This window comes from Peribacillus sp. NPDC058075, assembly GCF_042885195.1.
Taxonomy (GTDB): Bacteria; Bacillota; Bacilli; order Bacillales; family DSM-1321; genus Peribacillus.
In genome coordinates this window covers 228,183-245,777 of sequence record NZ_JBHVSL010000001.1, presented here as the reverse complement: position 1 = coordinate 245,777, position 17,595 = coordinate 228,183, and the positions used below count along the sequence as shown (strand labels likewise).

18 protein-coding genes and 3 pseudogenes are annotated in these 17,595 nt (G+C 36.1%); 3 read left to right on the top strand and 18 right to left on the bottom strand.

Annotated features, from left to right (window positions below; translation table 11 throughout):
- Window positions 1-121: 121 nt before the first annotated feature.
- The 14 genes and pseudogenes from ACFVS1_RS01280 to ACFVS1_RS01215 all read right to left on the bottom strand — a co-directional run bounded on the left by ACFVS1_RS01280 (window position 122) and on the right by ACFVS1_RS01215 (window position 9,755).
- Window positions 122-571 carry an SMI1/KNR4 family protein gene (locus ACFVS1_RS01280; RefSeq protein WP_387544793.1) on the bottom strand — a complete coding sequence of 150 codons (450 nt, stop codon included), beginning with the start codon at window positions 569-571 and terminating at the stop codon, window positions 122-124.
- A gap of 237 nt (window positions 572-808) precedes the next feature.
- Window positions 809-1,263 (bottom strand): annotated as a pseudogene (locus ACFVS1_RS01275) (SMI1/KNR4 family protein).
- Window positions 1,264-1,530: 267 nt separating this feature from the next.
- Window positions 1,531-1,959: an SMI1/KNR4 family protein gene (locus ACFVS1_RS01270; RefSeq protein WP_387544792.1), complete on the bottom strand. Its 429-nt coding sequence runs from the start codon at window positions 1,957-1,959 to the stop codon at window positions 1,531-1,533.
- Window positions 1,960-2,182: 223 nt separating this feature from the next.
- Window positions 2,183-2,686 carry a YrhA family protein gene (locus tag ACFVS1_RS01265; RefSeq protein WP_387544791.1) on the bottom strand — a complete coding sequence of 168 codons (504 nt, stop codon included), beginning with the start codon at window positions 2,684-2,686 and terminating at the stop codon, window positions 2,183-2,185.
- Window positions 2,687-2,913: 227 nt separating this feature from the next.
- Window positions 2,914-3,423, bottom strand: a complete 510-nt coding sequence (locus ACFVS1_RS01260) for an ankyrin repeat domain-containing protein (protein ID WP_387544789.1) — start codon at window positions 3,421-3,423, stop codon at window positions 2,914-2,916.
- A gap of 265 nt (window positions 3,424-3,688) precedes the next feature.
- Entirely contained in the window at window positions 3,689-4,144 is a 456-nt protein-coding gene (locus tag ACFVS1_RS01255; RefSeq protein ID WP_387544787.1) for an SMI1/KNR4 family protein, read from the bottom strand.
- 337 nt (window positions 4,145-4,481) lie between these two features.
- Window positions 4,482-4,883, bottom strand: a complete 402-nt coding sequence (locus ACFVS1_RS01250) for an SMI1/KNR4 family protein (protein ID WP_387544786.1) — start codon at window positions 4,881-4,883, stop codon at window positions 4,482-4,484.
- 83 nt (window positions 4,884-4,966) lie between these two features.
- A complete protein-coding gene (locus ACFVS1_RS01245; protein ID WP_387544785.1) occupies window positions 4,967-5,344 on the bottom strand; it encodes an SMI1/KNR4 family protein in 378 nt (125 codons plus the stop codon).
- 121 nt (window positions 5,345-5,465) lie between these two features.
- Window positions 5,466-5,801: a tRNA-Val4 gene (locus tag ACFVS1_RS01240; RefSeq protein WP_387544783.1), complete on the bottom strand. Its 336-nt coding sequence runs from the start codon at window positions 5,799-5,801 to the stop codon at window positions 5,466-5,468.
- 14 nt (window positions 5,802-5,815) lie between these two features.
- Window positions 5,816-6,310, bottom strand: a pseudogene (locus tag ACFVS1_RS01235) (ankyrin repeat domain-containing protein); the annotation flags it as partial.
- A 31-nt stretch (window positions 6,311-6,341) separates the two neighbouring features.
- The gene (locus ACFVS1_RS01230) at window positions 6,342-6,851 is read right to left on the bottom strand and encodes an ankyrin repeat domain-containing protein (RefSeq protein WP_387544781.1); all 510 of its coding nucleotides are present in this window, start codon (window positions 6,849-6,851) and stop codon (window positions 6,342-6,344) included.
- A 22-nt stretch (window positions 6,852-6,873) separates the two neighbouring features.
- Entirely contained in the window at window positions 6,874-7,392 is a 519-nt protein-coding gene (locus tag ACFVS1_RS01225) for a SecY-interacting protein Syd (protein ID WP_387549156.1), read from the bottom strand.
- Between the two features lie 181 nt (window positions 7,393-7,573).
- Window positions 7,574-7,960 (bottom strand): immunity 22 family protein, encoded by a 387-nt coding sequence (locus ACFVS1_RS01220; protein WP_387544780.1) that lies wholly within the window; start codon window positions 7,958-7,960, stop codon window positions 7,574-7,576.
- Window positions 7,961-7,970: 10 nt separating this feature from the next.
- Window positions 7,971-9,755 carry a ribonuclease YeeF family protein gene (locus ACFVS1_RS01215; RefSeq protein WP_387544778.1) on the bottom strand — a complete coding sequence of 595 codons (1,785 nt, stop codon included), beginning with the start codon at window positions 9,753-9,755 and terminating at the stop codon, window positions 7,971-7,973.
- Between the two features lie 316 nt (window positions 9,756-10,071).
- On the opposite strand from ACFVS1_RS01215, the gene ACFVS1_RS01210 reads away from it, so the two are divergent.
- From ACFVS1_RS01210 to ACFVS1_RS01200, 3 genes are all read left to right on the top strand, one after another.
- The gene (locus ACFVS1_RS01210; RefSeq protein WP_387544776.1) at window positions 10,072-11,187 is read left to right on the top strand and encodes a M20 metallopeptidase family protein; all 1,116 of its coding nucleotides are present in this window, start codon (window positions 10,072-10,074) and stop codon (window positions 11,185-11,187) included.
- Window positions 11,188-11,681: 494 nt separating this feature from the next.
- Window positions 11,682-12,947 carry an MFS transporter gene (locus tag ACFVS1_RS01205; protein WP_387544775.1) on the top strand — a complete coding sequence of 422 codons (1,266 nt, stop codon included), beginning with the start codon at window positions 11,682-11,684 and terminating at the stop codon, window positions 12,945-12,947.
- A 155-nt stretch (window positions 12,948-13,102) separates the two neighbouring features.
- Entirely contained in the window at window positions 13,103-14,365 is a 1,263-nt protein-coding gene (locus tag ACFVS1_RS01200; RefSeq protein ID WP_387544774.1) for a M20 metallopeptidase family protein, read from the top strand.
- Window positions 14,366-14,487: 122 nt separating this feature from the next.
- On the opposite strand, the pseudogene ACFVS1_RS01195 reads toward ACFVS1_RS01200, so the two are convergent.
- The 4 genes and pseudogenes from ACFVS1_RS01195 to ACFVS1_RS01180 all read right to left on the bottom strand — a co-directional run bounded on the left by ACFVS1_RS01195 (window position 14,488) and on the right by ACFVS1_RS01180 (window position 17,532).
- Window positions 14,488-14,944, bottom strand: a pseudogene (locus ACFVS1_RS01195) (SMI1/KNR4 family protein).
- 93 nt (window positions 14,945-15,037) lie between these two features.
- The gene (locus tag ACFVS1_RS01190) at window positions 15,038-15,382 is read right to left on the bottom strand and encodes a tRNA-Val4 (RefSeq protein ID WP_387544773.1); all 345 of its coding nucleotides are present in this window, start codon (window positions 15,380-15,382) and stop codon (window positions 15,038-15,040) included.
- A gap of 68 nt (window positions 15,383-15,450) precedes the next feature.
- Window positions 15,451-15,747, bottom strand: coding sequence for a contact-dependent growth inhibition system immunity protein (locus ACFVS1_RS01185; protein WP_387544771.1), 297 nt, complete (start codon window positions 15,745-15,747; stop codon window positions 15,451-15,453).
- A gap of 12 nt (window positions 15,748-15,759) precedes the next feature.
- Window positions 15,760-17,532 carry a ribonuclease YeeF family protein gene (locus ACFVS1_RS01180; RefSeq protein WP_387544770.1) on the bottom strand — a complete coding sequence of 591 codons (1,773 nt, stop codon included), beginning with the start codon at window positions 17,530-17,532 and terminating at the stop codon, window positions 15,760-15,762.
- Window positions 17,533-17,595: the final 63 nt, after the last annotated feature.

Genomic DNA, 17,595 nt, shown 5'->3' with positions numbered 1-17,595 from the left:
TTCACATCCTTTTATGCAAATTTTCGAAGCTACGGTTTCTTATATATTTTTAACTCCCCAATTAATTTCCACATAAACCAAAAAGGCATGTCCCATTTGTAATTACTTCTATTTATCTATTTTAAAAGTCTTCTTCCCATGCGTCTTTTGCATCCAATAACCTTTGTGATAAAAACTCATAAAAGTTCTTTGCTGTATTGTAGTCATCAAGTCCGCCTTGTCTATTCCACGCTATTACTGGGCACTCATGATTCTCCATTTTGCTTGTATATAGACAATAAACATATTCTCCAGCATCTTCAATAACTACTAAATCCTTATCCAATCCTAGATCTCTATAACTCTTCGTGTTAACAACAACAGGAGCTCTATTTGACTTAGCCACTCCTAAAATATCCACACCAAATGAGCCACCAGAACCATAGGTCGTTAAAAACCACTTATAACTTTCTGGTAATTCCACCCCTATCTCATTTTGGACGACGTTGATTTGTCTTTCTTGTACTCCACCTGTAAAGTCATCTGATTCCTTATTTTTATTAATAAAATTTGTTAATACCTCTTTATTCATTCAGTAATCCCCCTTCAAACAATAGTTGGTGTTTTAGGATTGTAAGGCAAAAGGTTAGAAATTGAGACTAATTCTTTTTCCTAGCTGATTTGTTCCTTTTTTGGTGTACCATAGCTCCAAATGAACAAAAAAATGGATAGTCCCTTTGATTTTCGAAAGGCTCTATCCACTTCTTCTTATATAAAAATATTTCTAACTTTATAACAAAGCAAGATAAATAACTATTACCCTCAGATTTTACCAATCTTCTTCATCTTCATCCCAATCTTCTTTTGCCCATTCAAGGCGTTCGATTAAATAGTCTAAAAAATTATCGCAAGCGTTCGACCATAGCCTTCCTGATTATCCCACATAATAACTGGGCATTCTCCATCTTTCATTTTATTAGTATCGATGCAATAGGCAAATTCATCAATATCTTCTATAACCACAAGTCCATCTATTAAATCATAATACTTCTGATAATCTTTAGTGGCATCTACTACTGCTGGACCATTTAAACCATAACCAATTATTTCTACACCAAAAATACCACCATAACCATAGTTTCTTAAAAACCATTTGTAACTTTCCGGAAGTGTGACCTGTAATTTATTTTCTGTTTCTTTAACTTTGTCTTCACTTACCCCTCCCGTAAAATCATCATCTTTGCCATACTGCTCAATAAACTCCTGTATAGCTGAATATTTCACCAAAATCACCTACTAATTTTAAATTTCGTATTGTACGGACAAGTCTGAAGAACACATGCAGGGAATAATTGATTGAATTTTTTTCTAATTTATCGGACAGAAAAAAATATTAGAAAGAAGGCCCGAAATAACCCCTGACACCAGAGGTGCCAAGGGTTTGAAAGATTAATACCTTGACATACAATGCTAAGAATACGGCCGTTGCTGAAGATTCTAGTAAACGCTTTATCCATTTTTTCCAGTATGTGGTGGTTCAGTGTTTCTCTACTAGCAATTAAAATATGCTTTCAAAAATTCATAGAATGTAGGCCACGTTTCTTTTAATTCTCCCTTTATAAGTAGCTCATCTCCGCCCTCAAAATTCACCGTATAGACCTTATCCGTTACAGTATCAAGCACTAATACAGCATTTGCTGACATTTCACTTAAAATTAAATACTCTTTCGGAAAGCCATGCTCTTCTCGGGAAATAAATGTATATGATTCAATATTATTCTCTTCATCTACGATATCAAGTAACTCAAAAGGTACTAACTCTTCCCAAAAAGGTCCAGCATAATAATGATAGAATTCACGGAAACTATCCGATACATCTACTTCTAAACTATTTAATGCCTCATTTACCTTACTTTTATCTTCACGTTTATAAATGTCCTCTCCTAGAACTTGATCTAATTTCTCAGGAAAAATACTCATATTTAATTCCCTCCTAAAGTTTCTAGTCTCCTCGTTTTCCACTGATGTTATGATACCAAGTTGATGCTCCAATAATGGCCCCATGCATTTTGTTGTGAATGGTATTTTGGTTTATTAGAAAAAAAATACTTGTTGCCTATATTAGACAATCCAGTGCTTTTCTTTGTTCTTGTCACCAAATTCTAGCATTTTGTGCTCATTATAATACTTTCGGCGTATAAAATTACAGAAGGCTTGCTTTAAGTGCATCACTCAACATAGAATCGAAACTATAAAATGACTGAATTAAAGTTCCAGAAGGTTTATCAATTTCTACATATACTCTCTCATTTAAGTCATAACAAAACCATGCTGTATCAGAATCTCCAAAAAATATGTATTTCTTTTGCCAATCTTTTTCATGCCAAAGCTCGTTTGTTTCAATGAACCCCTGAACCTCTTCATCTGCTTCGTTATCAAGTAGCATTTCATCAACACCATAGATTACTAATCCATTAAAGTCTATTCCATTTACATTCTTTAGAAAGTCAATATACGACTCAGGAATAATAATGTTTCCTAGTTTCTTCTGAATAGTTTGTTTCATTTTAATAATTTCTGAATTTGATACTCCATTCCTAAGTGAACTATCATATTTGCTTTCAATTTTTTCTACTTCTATTAATAATTCTTTCCACTGGGGCATACCTACTCTTTCATCCTCCTCAAATATCAAAAAAGTATTCATTGTCTCATCAATTTTTTTATAAAATCATCTAATGAATTAGCTATCTTAGTCTCAAAGAAGTGTACGAAGGTCATTTGAGTATCATTTAAATCAAGAGTTAAATATACACTCTCGTTTACTTCATAAAAAAACAAGTTGGTCTGCTACTTCATATATCCCCACTAAGTCAGGGTCATACTCGAAGATACCTTCCCTTAGTGTGTTATCTCTTTTCTGTCTGTTCTTTTCTATTCTTTTTCATCCATTTTCTGCTTTAAATATTCAGCAATTTCTGTTTGCCCAAATTCTCTAGCATATTCATATGCATCCATATTCTTAATACTCTCTCCCGTATATCTAATTGAAATATCTATTCCGTTTTCAACTAGAAGCTCAACTACTTCTTTATGCCCACCATAAATTGCTCCAAATAATGGGTTTCCTTTCGCTAAGGTCATATCTAATTCTGCGCCTGCCTCTATTAAATACTTTACTATCTCCAAATGCCCCGCTCCTGCAGCCACTCTTAAAGGAGAAGCATCAAATATATCACCTTTTGTATTAACATCGATTCCTTTATGGATCAGATATTCTACTATTCCAAAATGTCCTTTCTTTGCTGCAACATGTAACCACGTACCAAATGGCGTCATTGTATGTAAAGATTCTGGATTATCGGCTATTAAACGCTTTACTTCATTAATATCACCAAGCTTAATAGCATATCTTATAGTTTTATTTAGACTTTTTTCATCCATAATATTACCTCCTGTATTTCTACTACCTTGTACTAAATATGTCTCCTAAATCGTCAAAAGCTTCAACAGTCCTTAACCGATTCACTACTTTCTCTAAACAATCAAGGCTATGTTGTCCTCTTACGGTATTTGACGCCCAAATAAATCTAAATTAATAAAAAAATGGATAGTTCCTTTGATCTTCGAAAGGCTCTATCCACTTCTTTTTATATAAAAACATTTCTTACTTTATAAGAACAAGATAAATAACTATTACCTTCAGCTTTTACCAATCTTCTTCATCTTCATCCCAATTATCTTTAGCCTCCTCAAGGCGTTCGATAAAATAGTCTAAAAAATTATCGGCTAGTTTAACACCATACCCCTCCTGATTATCCCATGTAATAACTGGGCATTCTCCATATTTCATTTTATTAGTATCGAGGCAATAGGCAAATTCATCAATATCTTCTATAACCACAAGTCCATCTGTTAAATCATAATACTTTTGATGACCTTTGGTAGCATCTACTACTGCTGGACCCGTAAAACCATATCCAATAATGTCTACACCAAAAAGTCCACCATAACCATAATTTCTTAAAAACCACTTGTAACTTTCCGGTAATGAGACCTGTAATTTTTGTTCAGTTTCTCTTACTTTGTCTTCACTTACTCCACCTGTAAAATCATCACCTTTGCCATACTGCTTAATAAATTCCTGTAAAGCTGAATATTTCACCCAAAATCACCTTCTAATATTGAATTTCAAAGTCCTTTCAAATATATTGGTTCGTGTTATCCATTTAAAAGGTAATCATAATAATACAGTTAACTCAGAAAAGCCTTGAAAGACCTACGCTTTCAAGGCATAATTTTAACTTATCTATACCGCCAATTTATCTCCCCATCTTCATGTATTGCCGGTAAATATATTCCCTTTTTATTTTGATGCTCATCAATAATAAACCAATTATCATCGTTCAGCCAATCTTCATTAAAACTATCTTCCTTGAATTCTTTCTCCTCATTAACAAGAGCCGCTAGAAAATCTTTATATTTTTTTATATTTTCATTGGCTATGATAGATCCATAAAACCACAGGCCTTCTTTAGTTTAACACCATACCCCTCCTGATTATCCCACATAATAACTGGGCATTCTCCATCTTTCATTTTATTAGTATCGAGACAGTAAGCAAATTCATCAACATTTTCTATAATCACTATCCCGTCAATTAATTTATAATGCTTTTGATAATCTTTAGTGGCATCTACTACTGATGGACCTACTAAATCATACCCTAATATATCTATACCAAAAATTCCTCCTGAGCCATAGTTTCTTAAAAACCACTTGTAACTTTCCGGTAATGAGACCTTTAGTTTTTGTTCAGTTTCTTTTACTTTGTCTTCACTTACTCCAAAATAAGCTTCTTGACGATTTGTTTTAATAAATTCTTGTAACTTAGAATACTTCAACTAATTCACCTTCTAGTCTTGAGTTCCGTATTGCTTTCCTCTCCCCTTCCAATACTTTGAAATCCTTGATTAAATAAGATGGATTATTCTTCAACGTCTTCATGTAATTTTTCTAAAAATTCATTAATATCATTCGCTAGAAAATACATATTGCTCATATCATCAGGATTTTCAGATTCTTGCTCATGATCCCAAAAATAAATATTATCCATATAAGGTACTTTAGTGCCTAAGCATATAGCATTACCAGCAGGATCATCAGCTATTGGGATAAATCCTTCTGGAAGTCTATACTCATATATGTCTATAACCTCTTCCAAGTTATCATACATGTCACCTATCCCATTAAATACATTCAAAACACTTTTTCCCTGCTCTTCAGATATATCAAAAATACTTGGCTCGGGGGTTCCCCCATTCCATTTAAGTAAAAATCCCTTATACTTTTCCGTTAATTTCACATTATTTTCTGTTTCAAATGCTCTATCACTTCTAGAGAAAGCTTATTATGCGAGTTTTCAATTCTAACCATTTTAATATCCTCCTCTTATCTATTTCCCATTAATGGTTTACCCCCCGGATTTACCCTTGGAATATTTCTGGAATTTCATCTCTCCATACTACTAGTAATTCTATAAATTGCTTTGTCGCTATCGCATTTCCATAAGTTTCTTCAATTCTAAAAAGGTTTTCAACAATTGTTACATCTTTTTTTATGAGTACACTTGTAGCATTTAATTCGATTTCAAAGTCCTCATATGTCCCGTTTAAAACCTTTTCGATATATTCTATGTATTCATCGACTTGCTCTACTGTTGCAATATTCTCAATGAAATTTGAGAAAAGACAAATTTCTTCCGGCAAAATTATTCCTAAATCGCCAAATGGATCTTTCTTAAACTCATATGAATATTTCATATGAGTTTATTCCTTTTTTTATTTTCTAACAACTTAACGATTTCCTCTTCCCCTTGTTCCCTTGCAAAAGTTAATGCGTCCATATCTTTCATAGATTCACCACTATATTTAACATCCGTATCTATGCCACTTTCAATTAATAGTTTTGCAATATTAACATGCCCATTACTAATTGCACCAAACAATGGGTTTCTTTCTGGCTCGCTTACGTCCATATCAGCTCTACAAGATAATAAATAGCTTACTATATCAATATGCCCTGCAAAAGCAGCTTCGTTCAATGCTCCACCACCGTATACTCCACCTAGCACATTAATATTTGAACCAAGTTCTATTAGTTTTTTAACTATATTTAACTCCCCTCTAGAAGCTGCAACATGAAGCCATGTACCAAAAGGAGTCATCATATTTAAATGTTCAGCATTAGAACCGATTAATTTAACTACTTTTTCCATATTGCCTTTTTTTATAGCCGACCGAATTTCTTTTGCAACTTGTTTATTATCCATCCTTTAACTTTTTCCTCCTTTTCAGTCTTTTCTATTCTTTTTCATCCACCTTCTCCTTTAAATACTCAGCAATTTCTGTTTGCCCTCTTTCAATGGCAAATCCATAAGCATCCATATCTATCATGTTGTCACCAGAGTATTTTATAGATATATCTATATTTTTCTCAACTAACAATTTAACAATCTCAAAATGACCACCATATATTGCAGCAAACAGAGGATTTCTATCTGGTTCACTTATATCAATCTCAATATTCTGGTTAATGAGATATTCGGCAATATTTAAATGCCCTTTTGTAGCTGCTCTTTCAAGAGCATTTGTAGAAAAAGTTCCCCCTTGTACATTAGTATCTATCCCGGCATTAATAAGATATTCTATTATTTCTATATGCCCATAAGCTACTGCTATATGTAACCATGTACCAAAGGGTGTCACCCATGTTAACATTTCTGGTTCTTGTACAAGCAAATCTCTTAATGTATCCAATTGGCCACTTTTTATGGCACCTCTAATGTCTTTCGCAATTTGAATTTTATCCATTTAGTTTCTCCTTTATTTCCGACTATCTTTTTATTCTTAGTTTAGAAATTAATGCTTCAATACTTTCTGATATAACCTCAAATGAATTCCTTTCGAAATCCTCTAACTTTACTTTACCGTTCTCATTATCAATTACCACTAACAAACCATTCCCTTCAATACCTAAAGGGATATTTTCTAGTCTATTGTTATGATTGCTCTTATACCCTTCTAAGGTCCCTCGGAATGAATCAAACTCGAAGTTTGGCAAAATCGCTTCTAATTTAATATAGAAATCATTTAAAAATCCGTCTAAATCAGCGAACCAATACGAATTAAAATATTCAATAATTGATTTATGGAATCCCACCCCTAAGTTCTCTTCTAACTCCTTTAAGTCATGTGAAGTAGTTTTTTCTACAGGTTTCCATGTAATATAATCTTCTTCGTCAACTTCACCTTCATAAATTATTGAATTAACATCTTCAGTCACTGAAGTCTTAAATAAAAAGTCCATTCCTTCATCCACAAGCTCTTGTCTCATTCTGAAGTATTGGCCCATTGATTTCTTAATAGACAAAAATATCACCCATTTCAGTAATTAAATTAGCTAATAGAATTACAACCTAAAAAGTCGATCTCTTTAGTTAAAGAATCGAGGCAACCTCTTTTATTTTAAACTTTGAACTATATTGACAAAAAAACCTTGAGTAGCTTAAGCCAATCAAGGTTTTTCAACTAAATTACAAGTATTCTACTGCACCTAAAAACTCTAAATTACTATTATTAATAGTAGTTTTCTTTTTAATTCCCTCATATTTAAAGTTGTATAAAAGAATTACAACATTATACTGGCTCGGCAACTGTGCGCCACACAATGAAGAAAATTTAGGAATAATGTCCTCATCGTAAGAGAACCCTTCTAATAATCGACTAAGCGAGTTATCAGCTTCATCATAAAAATCCGCTTCTCTAACAGCGTCGTCATATCTATCGATGCCAAAACTTCGAGCAAACATTGAGGGAATAAAATCCCCATCCTCTGTATAAGAAATTTCAAGTAAATTGTCTAATTCCTCTGATGAATTAATATTCCCTACCCAAAATGATACAAATCCTTCTTTTTGCATAAGCTACCTCCTATTTTGGTTTCAATCCACTTGGCAGTGCATCAGAACCACCCTCAAAACGATAATCTGCCCAATTTTGCAGGCGCCTTTTAAACATATCATAGTCTTCCGATGTATCAATTATTTTTAATAGCTCATTATGTGCTTTTGTAGAGCCTTTTCCACCATGTTTTCCGGTTGGATTAACAAACTTCGTCTCACTTATCAGTGTTCTCATTTCTACAATTTGTTCGGCAGTTACCCCCCAGTATTTAAATGTATCAGCACGGGAAACCAAGTGCCATTCGTGCAACCCACCAGGGTGGCGCAACCGGTCTTTAATTGACTCTCTTAGCTTAGGGTCTGCCCATACTTTATCAAATTCTTCTGTAGTTAAGGAATTAAACCAGTTTTTAAATTGCCCATTTCTTACTGTTGGTACAGAGTCTAGAACTTTCCCCGTTCCCCTACCACTAACCTCAGACTCCACTTTCGCCATAGAAATTAACTGTTCCTTCAACCCAACACCATTAACAACATTATAAGGTACTCCACCTGCCATCGACAGTTGATTTTTAGGGTTGTATGGCAATAGGTTAGGGATAGTGGTCAGTTCTTTTGCCTTCGTAACGCCTTTTACTGCAGCCGCTTTTGTAGTTGCTGCACCAGTCTTCGCTACAGCACCTGCGCCTTTTGTTCCTGCTACTGATGTGACGACTGTTCCGAGGGCATAGGTTACCCAATGGGACCGCGAATAGGCATCGCCATTTACCATATCCCGTTCATATGAGTCGGAGATGGATTTGGATATATATTTATAGGTTTGAATCGGGTGCATGATTGAATTGGCTACACCTTCAACCGTTTCCCCAGGATCTGTGACAAAGTCCCAAACTCCTGTCACGAAGTCTTTCCCTACATCATAAAGTCCTACGCCGATTCCTTTTGCAATGTCTGCGGTTTGCTTAGCCGCTTCTAGCTGCATGACATATTGCTGCTGGGTGGGCGCTAAGTTTTCGTACCCGATTTGCTTGGCGATTTTGAGGAACTCATCTGGATCTGTTACATGATCGAGTTGTTCCTTCAAATCTTTGATCAGGCGATTCTCTGCTTCCTCTTTCTTAACCTTCAGATATTGTGCGGTCTCTTTTTTCCTGACTTCCAGGTTTTTATAGGCTTCACTATTTTTATAAGCTGTGGCATTAAAATAGAGAGGGGATACCACTCCTCCCCTTGTACTCGATACTTTCAATTGCTCCATGAGTGCCAGCACTGCCGCTTGGTCCGCTTCGGATTTGGCGTATTCAGCCGTCCACTTATGATCGATTTCGTTTACTTTGTCTATCGTTTCGGTTCGTTTCATTTCAGCCTTCTCGATATTCTCATGGAACGCATCGTCAGAAAAGGGCTCTAACTGAATGATATCATCAATTCCAGCCAATATTTTTTTTAGATCATTTTTCTGGGCTGTGACCATTTCCTTGGAATTTCGAGTGGCAATTGTCAGCTCTTCCTCTAAAAAAGGAACCGTAACCACGGTTTCACTCAGGTTCGCTTCGATGGTATCTCCTTGAATTCCACTTAAAAAGGCAACATGCCGATCGACCAGGCGCAGCCAAGAATCAACGACATCGATCTGTGCTTTATAAAACCCTTTAATGGCTTCTGCGCCTTGGCCCTGCAGCTCATCATCCAAATGAACGATACTATCAAATCCTTTTTTCAGTTCCGTGAGCTGTTCTTTCAGATCCTTATATTGTCCGACACGCGTTTGCATGGCAGAAACTAGTGTTTGAGATTCGTAAATCATCGACATAATGGAAAGTCCTTTCAACTTCTTTTCTTATAACTAGATTTCATTTATATGTAATATTTTTATTGATTGTAAAATTATGGACTACATATATTTTAGAAGAGTTTCTATCTTTATTCAAGAAATGAAGGGGATTTCACTAAATAGTTTTTTTAAAATTTCATGTTATTTGGTGCGTTTCTTTTTAATATCAAATGTCGTAAGGGTTGATCGACTGGCAAGTGATTGGGTCATTTATTATTTGGCACAATACTTGCATCAGAAAATGTCGGTAAGAATCAAATTCTTTAAAAAAACATATAAGAAAGACGGGGATATAATGGAAAATAAAAATCTTGCAGTAGTTACACAGTTGCGTCATGAATTGCATCAGCATCCAGAGCTTTCAAATGAGGAGGTTTGGACAAAACAACATTTAATCGGCTTTTTGAAAGATCATACAAAGTTAGATATCGTTGATAAGGGTACTTGGTTCTATGCGGTTTATCATGCAGGGGAAGGTAAAAAGAACCTAGCTTTCCGTGCGGATTATGATGCTCTTCCTATGGATGAAGGCATCGACCTCCCACACGCTTCTCAATTCCCTGGAAAAGCACATAAATGCGGACATGATGGCCACGCTGCAACTCTTGCCGGTTTTGCGTTAGAGATAGATCAAAAGGGCGCCGATAAAAATATCTTTTTTCTTTTTCAGCCAGCTGAGGAAACGGGGGATGGTGCCCTTCAATGTGTCGATCTAATCAAGGAAAATAACATTGACGAAATTTTTGGATACCATAACATAAGCGGTTTCCCCTTCAAGTCTGTTAATGTCATCGACGGAACATCTAACTGTGCATCTAAAGGTATGACCATTCACATGGAAGGTGCTCCTGCTCATGCCAGTCAGCCCGAGGACGGGGCAAATCCTTCCTTTGCAATAGCGAAGATCATCGACGCCATTCCTGAGTTCATCTCTCCAGATAAAAACAAGGGTTTAACCCTTTGCACGGTTGTCCAGGTAGCGATTGGAGAAAGAGCCTTCGGCTTATCTGCGAGTAAAGGAGACTTGCTTTTAACCATCCGTGCTCTATACGAAGATGAATTGGATAGGCTTCAGAGTAATCTTGAAGATCTTGCTAAGGCTCAAGCAGAGGAATTCGGTTTGAAGGTACGCTTCTTTTACAACGATGAATTCCCAGGAACCGTAAACCACAGTGAGAGCTCTGACAAGATTCGTCAGGTTGCAAAAGCAAAGGGAATGCAGTTACTTGAAATGAAAGAAGCTTTCCGCGGCTCTGAAGACTTCGGCCACTATACGAAGTTAACAAAAGGAGCCTATTGCTTCATCGGAAACGGAGAGGATTATCCACAAGTTCATACATTTGAGTATGACTTCCGCGATGAACTCATTGAAGCTGGAGTCGAGCTATTCAAAGGACTTGCAGAACTGTAAACAAAGCATTTGATAATGGATGACAATAGGGTAAACGGGTTAGGGAGAATCATCATGATTCTCCCTTTTTATATTTGCGGTGAATCCATATAATCTTTCAAGTGGATTTAGAGTAAAATAATTTTTACTCAATTAGTAAAAATTATTTTACTTTCGGAAACAAATCCTCTTCGGCAGGTCCGTCACCTTTATTACCTATCATTTTGATGTGGATAAATTTAAGCATTAAAATTAAGGATGATAGGATTTCATCACCATATTGAAAGATAATTCAAAAATTCTCACTAAAACTAAGCGTAATTTATAAAGCTGGCATTGAATTTGCATAATATATTTTTAATCTCCAAATTATTCATAGGAAATCCCTTTCAATAGTTTGGGTGGATTCGAGCCTTTAGAAAAGGAGTGATTTAATCTTACCTTTCGCAGTTAAGTTGTAGCTCTACCTTATGAACACTATGTTATTGATTAATTTGTAAAAAAGGATGTGTTATATGAATAAAAAAGGAAAGGTTTTTTATGGTTGGTGGATAGTGGCGGCTACCTTCATGATTATGACCTTAATCTATGCTCCGATAGCAAACTTGGTTTCCCTATTTACTCTGCCTGTTACGAATGAACTTGGATTTGGTATACCTCAGTTTATGGTTTATTATACGATAATGGCTTTAGCGGGAATGGCTGTAGGCCCAATAGCAGGAAAACTAATGAAAAAGATGGATATAAGATTATATTTAACTTTATTTATCGTAATTGGAGCTAGTGCATTTGTTGGTTTTTCATTTGCAACTAAGCTCATTCACTTTTATCTATTTGCCATACTTATGGGCGCAGGTCTCATTGGAGGCGCAGCGATTCCTGCATCCGTTCTTATCACGAATTGGTTTAACGAAAAAAGGGGATTATGTTTAGGGATCGCTTTATCGGGGAGCGGTTTCGGCGGTATAATTCTCAGTCCCTTAGTTAACTGGCTGATTACAGCCTACGGATGGAGATCAGCTTATCTTGCGATAGGCGTTTTAATAGTTGTTGTATTAGTTCCCTTAGCGGTGTTTGTCATAAGATTGAATCCAGCTGACAAAGGACTCTTGCCTCTAGGTGAAGCAAAGTCTTTGAATAGTGCACAAAGAACCGTATTTACAGGTACACCCCAGGGAGAAACATTTAAATCATTATCATTTTGGGCGCTTTGTTTAGCCATTACAATAGGTGGCATCGTTGTAAATAGTATGCTTATTAATCTTGCTCCCTATTTAAATGAAATAGGCACCACAGCCAAAACAGCTGCACTTTTATTATCATTGGGCTCAGCAATGGTGATAGTTGGCAAGCTATTAATTGGGCGATTATTCGATAGGTTAGGATTAACTGCCACTTTACTTATTATATCTGCAGGAAGTTTAGTGAGTTTCTTATTCTTGATGAACGCAAACTTATTATTGCCAGCTATTTTATATGGAGCATTCTCGGGATTAGGCGCAACGGCTGTTACTGTAACTCCTGCCTATATTACAGGAGCACTTTATGGCGAGAGAGAATTTGGTGCCAAATATGGGATTGTATCTATATTCATTTCACTAGGCGCAGCCATCACCCCTATCATATCAGGGGCCATTTATAATATTAATCATTCATATGGATTGCTTCTACATGTTTTGATTGTGCTTTCTGTTGTGCAATTTGTGCTATTTTTAGTTGCGATTAAAACAAAACCAAAATTGGATTTACATTCAGATAATTTAAAAGAAGAGGCATTCTAATTTACGATGAACCATATTGCATGAGTATATCTAGGTTATGTGATATCTCATTCGTTTGTCGTGGATTAAAAGAATCCATTCTTTAAGATGGGGTATCCTCAACCTTGATAAAAAGGTTACAACGCTAACGATATGATAAATAAGGAGGAATGAACATGGTTGATTTTTCTGCAGAATCAAAAAAACACAAAGAACAAATCATTAAAGACCGTCGTTATTTACACCAATATCCGGAGCTGGGCTTCGATCTTCCAAATACACAAAAATATATTCGACAACGTTTGGATGAAATGGGGATTGAAAATGAACCATGCGGTGTCCTCCCTGATGATATTAGACAAAAATATGTAAAAGCAGGATTTGAAGAAAATAAAAATTGTACTGGTGTAGTAGCCAGCATTGGCAAAGGTGAACCTTGCATTCTCCTTCGTGCAGATATGGATGCACTTCCAATTGAAGAAGAATATGAATCTGAATATAAATCCATGATTTCAGGTAAAATGCATGCTTGTGGTCATGACTCACATGTAGCCATGCTTTTAGGGGCCGCTCAAATGTTGAAGGACCATGAAGATGATTTACAAGGAACGGTTAAACTAATGTTCCAGCCGGGTGAAGAATGGGGCTATGGAGCCAAGTTAATGATTGATGGCGGTATCCTTGAAAACCCTAAGGTAGATGCCGCTTTTGGCATTCATATTATGCCTGACCAGGAGGCAGGCACATTATCTGTTCACAAAGGAACTTTAACTCAAGCTATGGATACCTATATCATTGAGATTCAAGGTGATGGCGGACATAGCTCACAACCTCATAAAACAATTGATGCCAATATGATCATGAATCAATTATATACAAGTTTAAATTTATTATATACTCGCGAAGTGGATCCCAAAGCGAATGTTACATTCACTATAGGAGCTATGTCTGGCGGCACGGTAACAAATGTCATACCGGATAAAGCAGTATTACAGGGGAATATGCGCAGCTTTGATCAAAAATCCAGAGATCATTTGTGCAATCGGATTCCCGAAATGATTGAACATGTTGTTAAAGCGTGGCGCGGGAAATATAATATAGTCGATTTCCATACACCAACCACTTACAATGATTCACAATTCATCGCTGAAATTATGCCTGCATTAGAAGAAGTCATGGGTAAAGAAAATATTGGAGATAATGGACCACTGGGCGGTTCAGAAGACTTCTCCTATATCTCTCAGGCAGTACCTTCTGCATTTGTGGTTTTAGGTACAGGTAAAGAGGGTGCAGCACCCGTTCATAATCCCCGCATGCACCAAAATGAAGAAATGTTTATATATGGTGCTGCTTTACATGCAAACGTTGCTATGGAATGGTTAAAAGCTCAACACAACATGAATAAGAATTTAAATAATACGGTTCTGGGAGTAAGATAAATCTAAATAAAAAAGAAATGGATAGTCCCTTTGATTTTCGAAAGGCTCTATCCACTTCTTCTTATATAAAAACCTTTTTTACTTTATAACAAAGCTAGATAAATAACTATTACCCTCAGCTTTTACCAATCTTCTTCATCTTCATCCCAATCTTCTTTTGCCTCTTCAAACTTTCGATTAAATAGTCTAGGAAATTATCAGCTACCTTTCGTCCATAGCCTTCTTGATTATCCCACATAATAACTGGGCATTCCCCTTTATTCATTTTATTAGTATCGAGGCAATAGGCAAATTCATCAATATCTTCTATGACCACAATTCCATCGATTAAATCATAATACTTTTGATGATCTTTGGTAGCAGTTACTACTGATGGACCTACAAAGTCATAACCAATTATATCAATACCAAAACTTCCCCCCCTGAGCCATATTTTTCCAAAAACCATTTGTAGCTCTCAGGAAGTGGGACTCGTAATTTATTCTCTGTTTCTTTAACTTTGTCTTCACTTACTCCACCTGTAAAATCATCATCTTCGCCATACTGCTTTATAAATTCCTGTAAAGCTGAATATTTCACCAAAATCACCGTCTAATTCTTAGTTTCGTAACGCATGAAGCACGGACAAGTATGAAGATACACTAATGGAATAATCAAATTAAAAGCATAAATTCAGTTCTCATTTTTCTTGAATCTTTCTGGAATTTTACTTTTCCATATTAACATAAGTTCTTTAAATTCTTCAGTCTCCAATTCATTTCCATAAGGCTCTTCATATCTATAAAAGTGTTCAAGTACTGTCATATCTTTTTTTATTAGCACACTTGTGGCATTAAGTTGAATTTCAAACTTTTCGTGTAAACCATTTAATACATTTTCAACTATCGTAATATACTCGTCTGCTTCTTCCTCTGTAGGGATGTCTTCAATAAAATCAGCGAATAATTTTATTTCACCTGGTAATTTTATTCTAAGTATTTCTAAATGATCCCTATAAAACTCGTATGCATATTTCATACTAAACCTCTTTTATAAATTAGATAGCAAGTTGATAGGCCAACTGCCAAACATGTTTTGTGAACCTGTTAATTCTCCCTTTGAATTGCTTTTTCCAGCTTTTGAGCTACATTTTCTAGCCACTGTATCGGGGTTACTCCTAATGAAGGGAAATAAAGTTCACAGCACTCTTCTATGAAATCATCTTTTTCCTCATTTGAAATATTTTCAGCCAAAAAATATTTTATTTCATTGGAAATTAATAAAATTCTTTTTTCTGATACCGAGTTAACAAATTCTTTTAATTCTTCATCTGGTGATACTATATCTTGATGAAAGTGAGCAGTCAAAAAATTTTCTAATTCATCGAAACTTTTACTTTTCATATGTATTCTCCTTTATTTGGTGGGAAAACCTGTTAAAATATAACTACCTTGGCCATCTTTTTTTAATACGATTCTTGCATTTTTATAATCCTCTAATTCCCCATTATTTCTCTTTATTCCTTTCCCGATATTTTCATTGCCTCTAAACTTCAATGCTAATTTATTATCACTATCTGGATCATTTAACCACTTTTCAATTTTTTCTATATTATTAGAGTCAGTTAAAGCTAAATTAACTAACCTTTCAGCTGTTGCTCTATCATAAAAAGTTGAGGCTCCAGTAATATAAGATTGTTCTTCTAATCTTTTCACTAATTCTTCATCTGTTTTACCTACATGCCTTTCTAATAAATGACCACCTTTTGCTTCATGAGCTGCAAGCCCTCCTCCAGGTGCAATTGGACTACTATCACCGATTTTAATTTTATTAGCCCTATTTTCTTGAAAGTTTGACTCCACTTTCGCCATTGAAATTAACTGTTCTTTTAATCCAGTACCATTAACCACATTATAAGGTACTCCCCCTGCCAACGACAGTTGGTTTTTAGGGTTGTATGGCAATAGGTTAGGGATAGTGGTCAGTTCTTTTGCCTTCGTAACGCCTTTTACTGCAGCCGCTTTTGTAGTGGCTGCACCAGTCTTCGTTACGGCACCTGCGCCTTTTGTTCCGACTACTGATGTGACGACTGTTCCGAGCGCATAGGTTACCCAATGAGACCGGGAATAGGCATCGCCATTTACCATATCCCGTTCATAGGAGTCGGAGATGGACTTGGATATATATTTATAGGTTTGAATCGGGTGCATGATTGAATTTACTACGCCTTCGACTGTTTGCCCGGGATCTGTGACAAAGTCCCAAACTCCTGACACGAAGTCTTTCCCTACATCATACAGGCCTACGCCGATTCCTTTTGCAATGTCTGCGGTTTGCTTAGCCGCTTCTAGCTGCATGACATATTGCTGCTGGGTGGGCGCTAAGTTTTCATACCCGATTTGCTTGGCGATTTTGAGGAACTCATCCGGATCTGTTACATGATCGAGTTGGGCCTTCATGTCTTTGATCCGGCGATTCTCGGCTTCCTCTTTCTTAACCTTCAGATATTGTGCGGTCTCTTTTTTCCTTACTTCCAGGTTTTTATAGGCTTCACTATTTTTATAAGCTGTTGCATTAAAATAGAGAGGGGACACTACTCCTCCTCTTGTACTGGATACTTTCAATTGCTCCATGAGTGCTGCCACTGCCGCTTGGTCCGCTTCGGATTTAGCATATTCAGCCGTCCACTTATGATCGATTTCGTTTACTTTGTCTATCGTTTGGTTCCGTTTCCTTTCAGCTTTCTCCATGTTCTCATAGAACGCATCATCGGAAAAGGGTTCTAACTGAATGATATCATCAATTCCAGCCAATATTTTTTTCAGATCATTTTTTTGGGCTGTGACCATTTCCTTTGAATTTCGACTGGCGCTTTCCAGCTCTTCCTCTAAAAAAGGGACCGTAACCACGGTTTCACTCAGATTCGCTTCGATTGTATCTCCTCGAATTCCACTTAAAAAGGCAACATGCCGATTGATCAGACGCAGCCAAGAATCCACGACATCGATCTGTGCTTTGTAAAATCCTTTGATGGCCTCTGCGCCTTGACCCTGCAGCTCATCATCCAAATGAACGATACTCTCAAATCCTTTTTTTAATTCATTGAGCTGTTCTTTCAGGTCATTATATTGTCCGACACGCGTTTGCATGGCAGAAACTAGTGTTTGAGATTCGTAAATCATCGACATTATGGAAAGTCCTTTCAACTTCTTTTAATATAACTAGATTTCATTTATATGTAATATTTTTAT

Excerpts from the sequence above, each read along its gene's own strand:
- ACFVS1_RS01190 (WP_387544773.1), bottom strand. The coding sequence starts at position 15,382 with ATGAAATATGCATACGAGTTTTATAGGGATCATTTAGAAATACTTAGA.
- ACFVS1_RS01240 (WP_387544783.1), bottom strand. The coding sequence starts at position 5,801 with ATGAAATATTCATATGAGTTTAAGAAAGATCCATTTGGCGATTTAGGA.
- ACFVS1_RS01230 (WP_387544781.1), bottom strand. The coding sequence starts at position 6,851 with ATGGATAAAATTCAAATTGCGAAAGACATTAGAGGTGCCATAAAAAGT.
- ACFVS1_RS01260 (WP_387544789.1), bottom strand. The coding sequence starts at position 3,423 with ATGGATGAAAAAAGTCTAAATAAAACTATAAGATATGCTATTAAGCTT.
- ACFVS1_RS01205 (WP_387544775.1), top strand. The coding sequence starts at position 11,682 with ATGAATAAAAAAGGAAAGGTTTTTTATGGTTGGTGGATAGTGGCGGCT.
- ACFVS1_RS01215 (WP_387544778.1), bottom strand. The coding sequence starts at position 9,755 with ATGTCGATGATTTACGAATCTCAAACACTAGTTTCTGCCATGCAAACG.
- ACFVS1_RS01220 (WP_387544780.1), bottom strand. The coding sequence starts at position 7,960 with ATGCAAAAAGAAGGATTTGTATCATTTTGGGTAGGGAATATTAATTCA.
- ACFVS1_RS01180 (WP_387544770.1), bottom strand. The coding sequence starts at position 17,532 with ATGTCGATGATTTACGAATCTCAAACACTAGTTTCTGCCATGCAAACG.
- ACFVS1_RS01270 (WP_387544792.1), bottom strand. The coding sequence starts at position 1,959 with ATGAGTATTTTTCCTGAGAAATTAGATCAAGTTCTAGGAGAGGACATT.
- ACFVS1_RS01210 (WP_387544776.1), top strand. The coding sequence starts at position 10,072 with ATGGAAAATAAAAATCTTGCAGTAGTTACACAGTTGCGTCATGAATTG.
- ACFVS1_RS01200 (WP_387544774.1), top strand. The coding sequence starts at position 13,103 with ATGGTTGATTTTTCTGCAGAATCAAAAAAACACAAAGAACAAATCATT.
- ACFVS1_RS01280 (WP_387544793.1), bottom strand. The coding sequence starts at position 571 with ATGAATAAAGAGGTATTAACAAATTTTATTAATAAAAATAAGGAATCA.
- ACFVS1_RS01225 (WP_387549156.1), bottom strand. The coding sequence starts at position 7,392 with ATGGGCCAATACTTCAGAATGAGACAAGAGCTTGTGGATGAAGGAATG.
- ACFVS1_RS01185 (WP_387544771.1), bottom strand. The coding sequence starts at position 15,747 with ATGAAAAGTAAAAGTTTCGATGAATTAGAAAATTTTTTGACTGCTCAC.
- ACFVS1_RS01265 (WP_387544791.1), bottom strand. The coding sequence starts at position 2,686 with ATGAATACTTTTTTGATATTTGAGGAGGATGAAAGAGTAGGTATGCCC.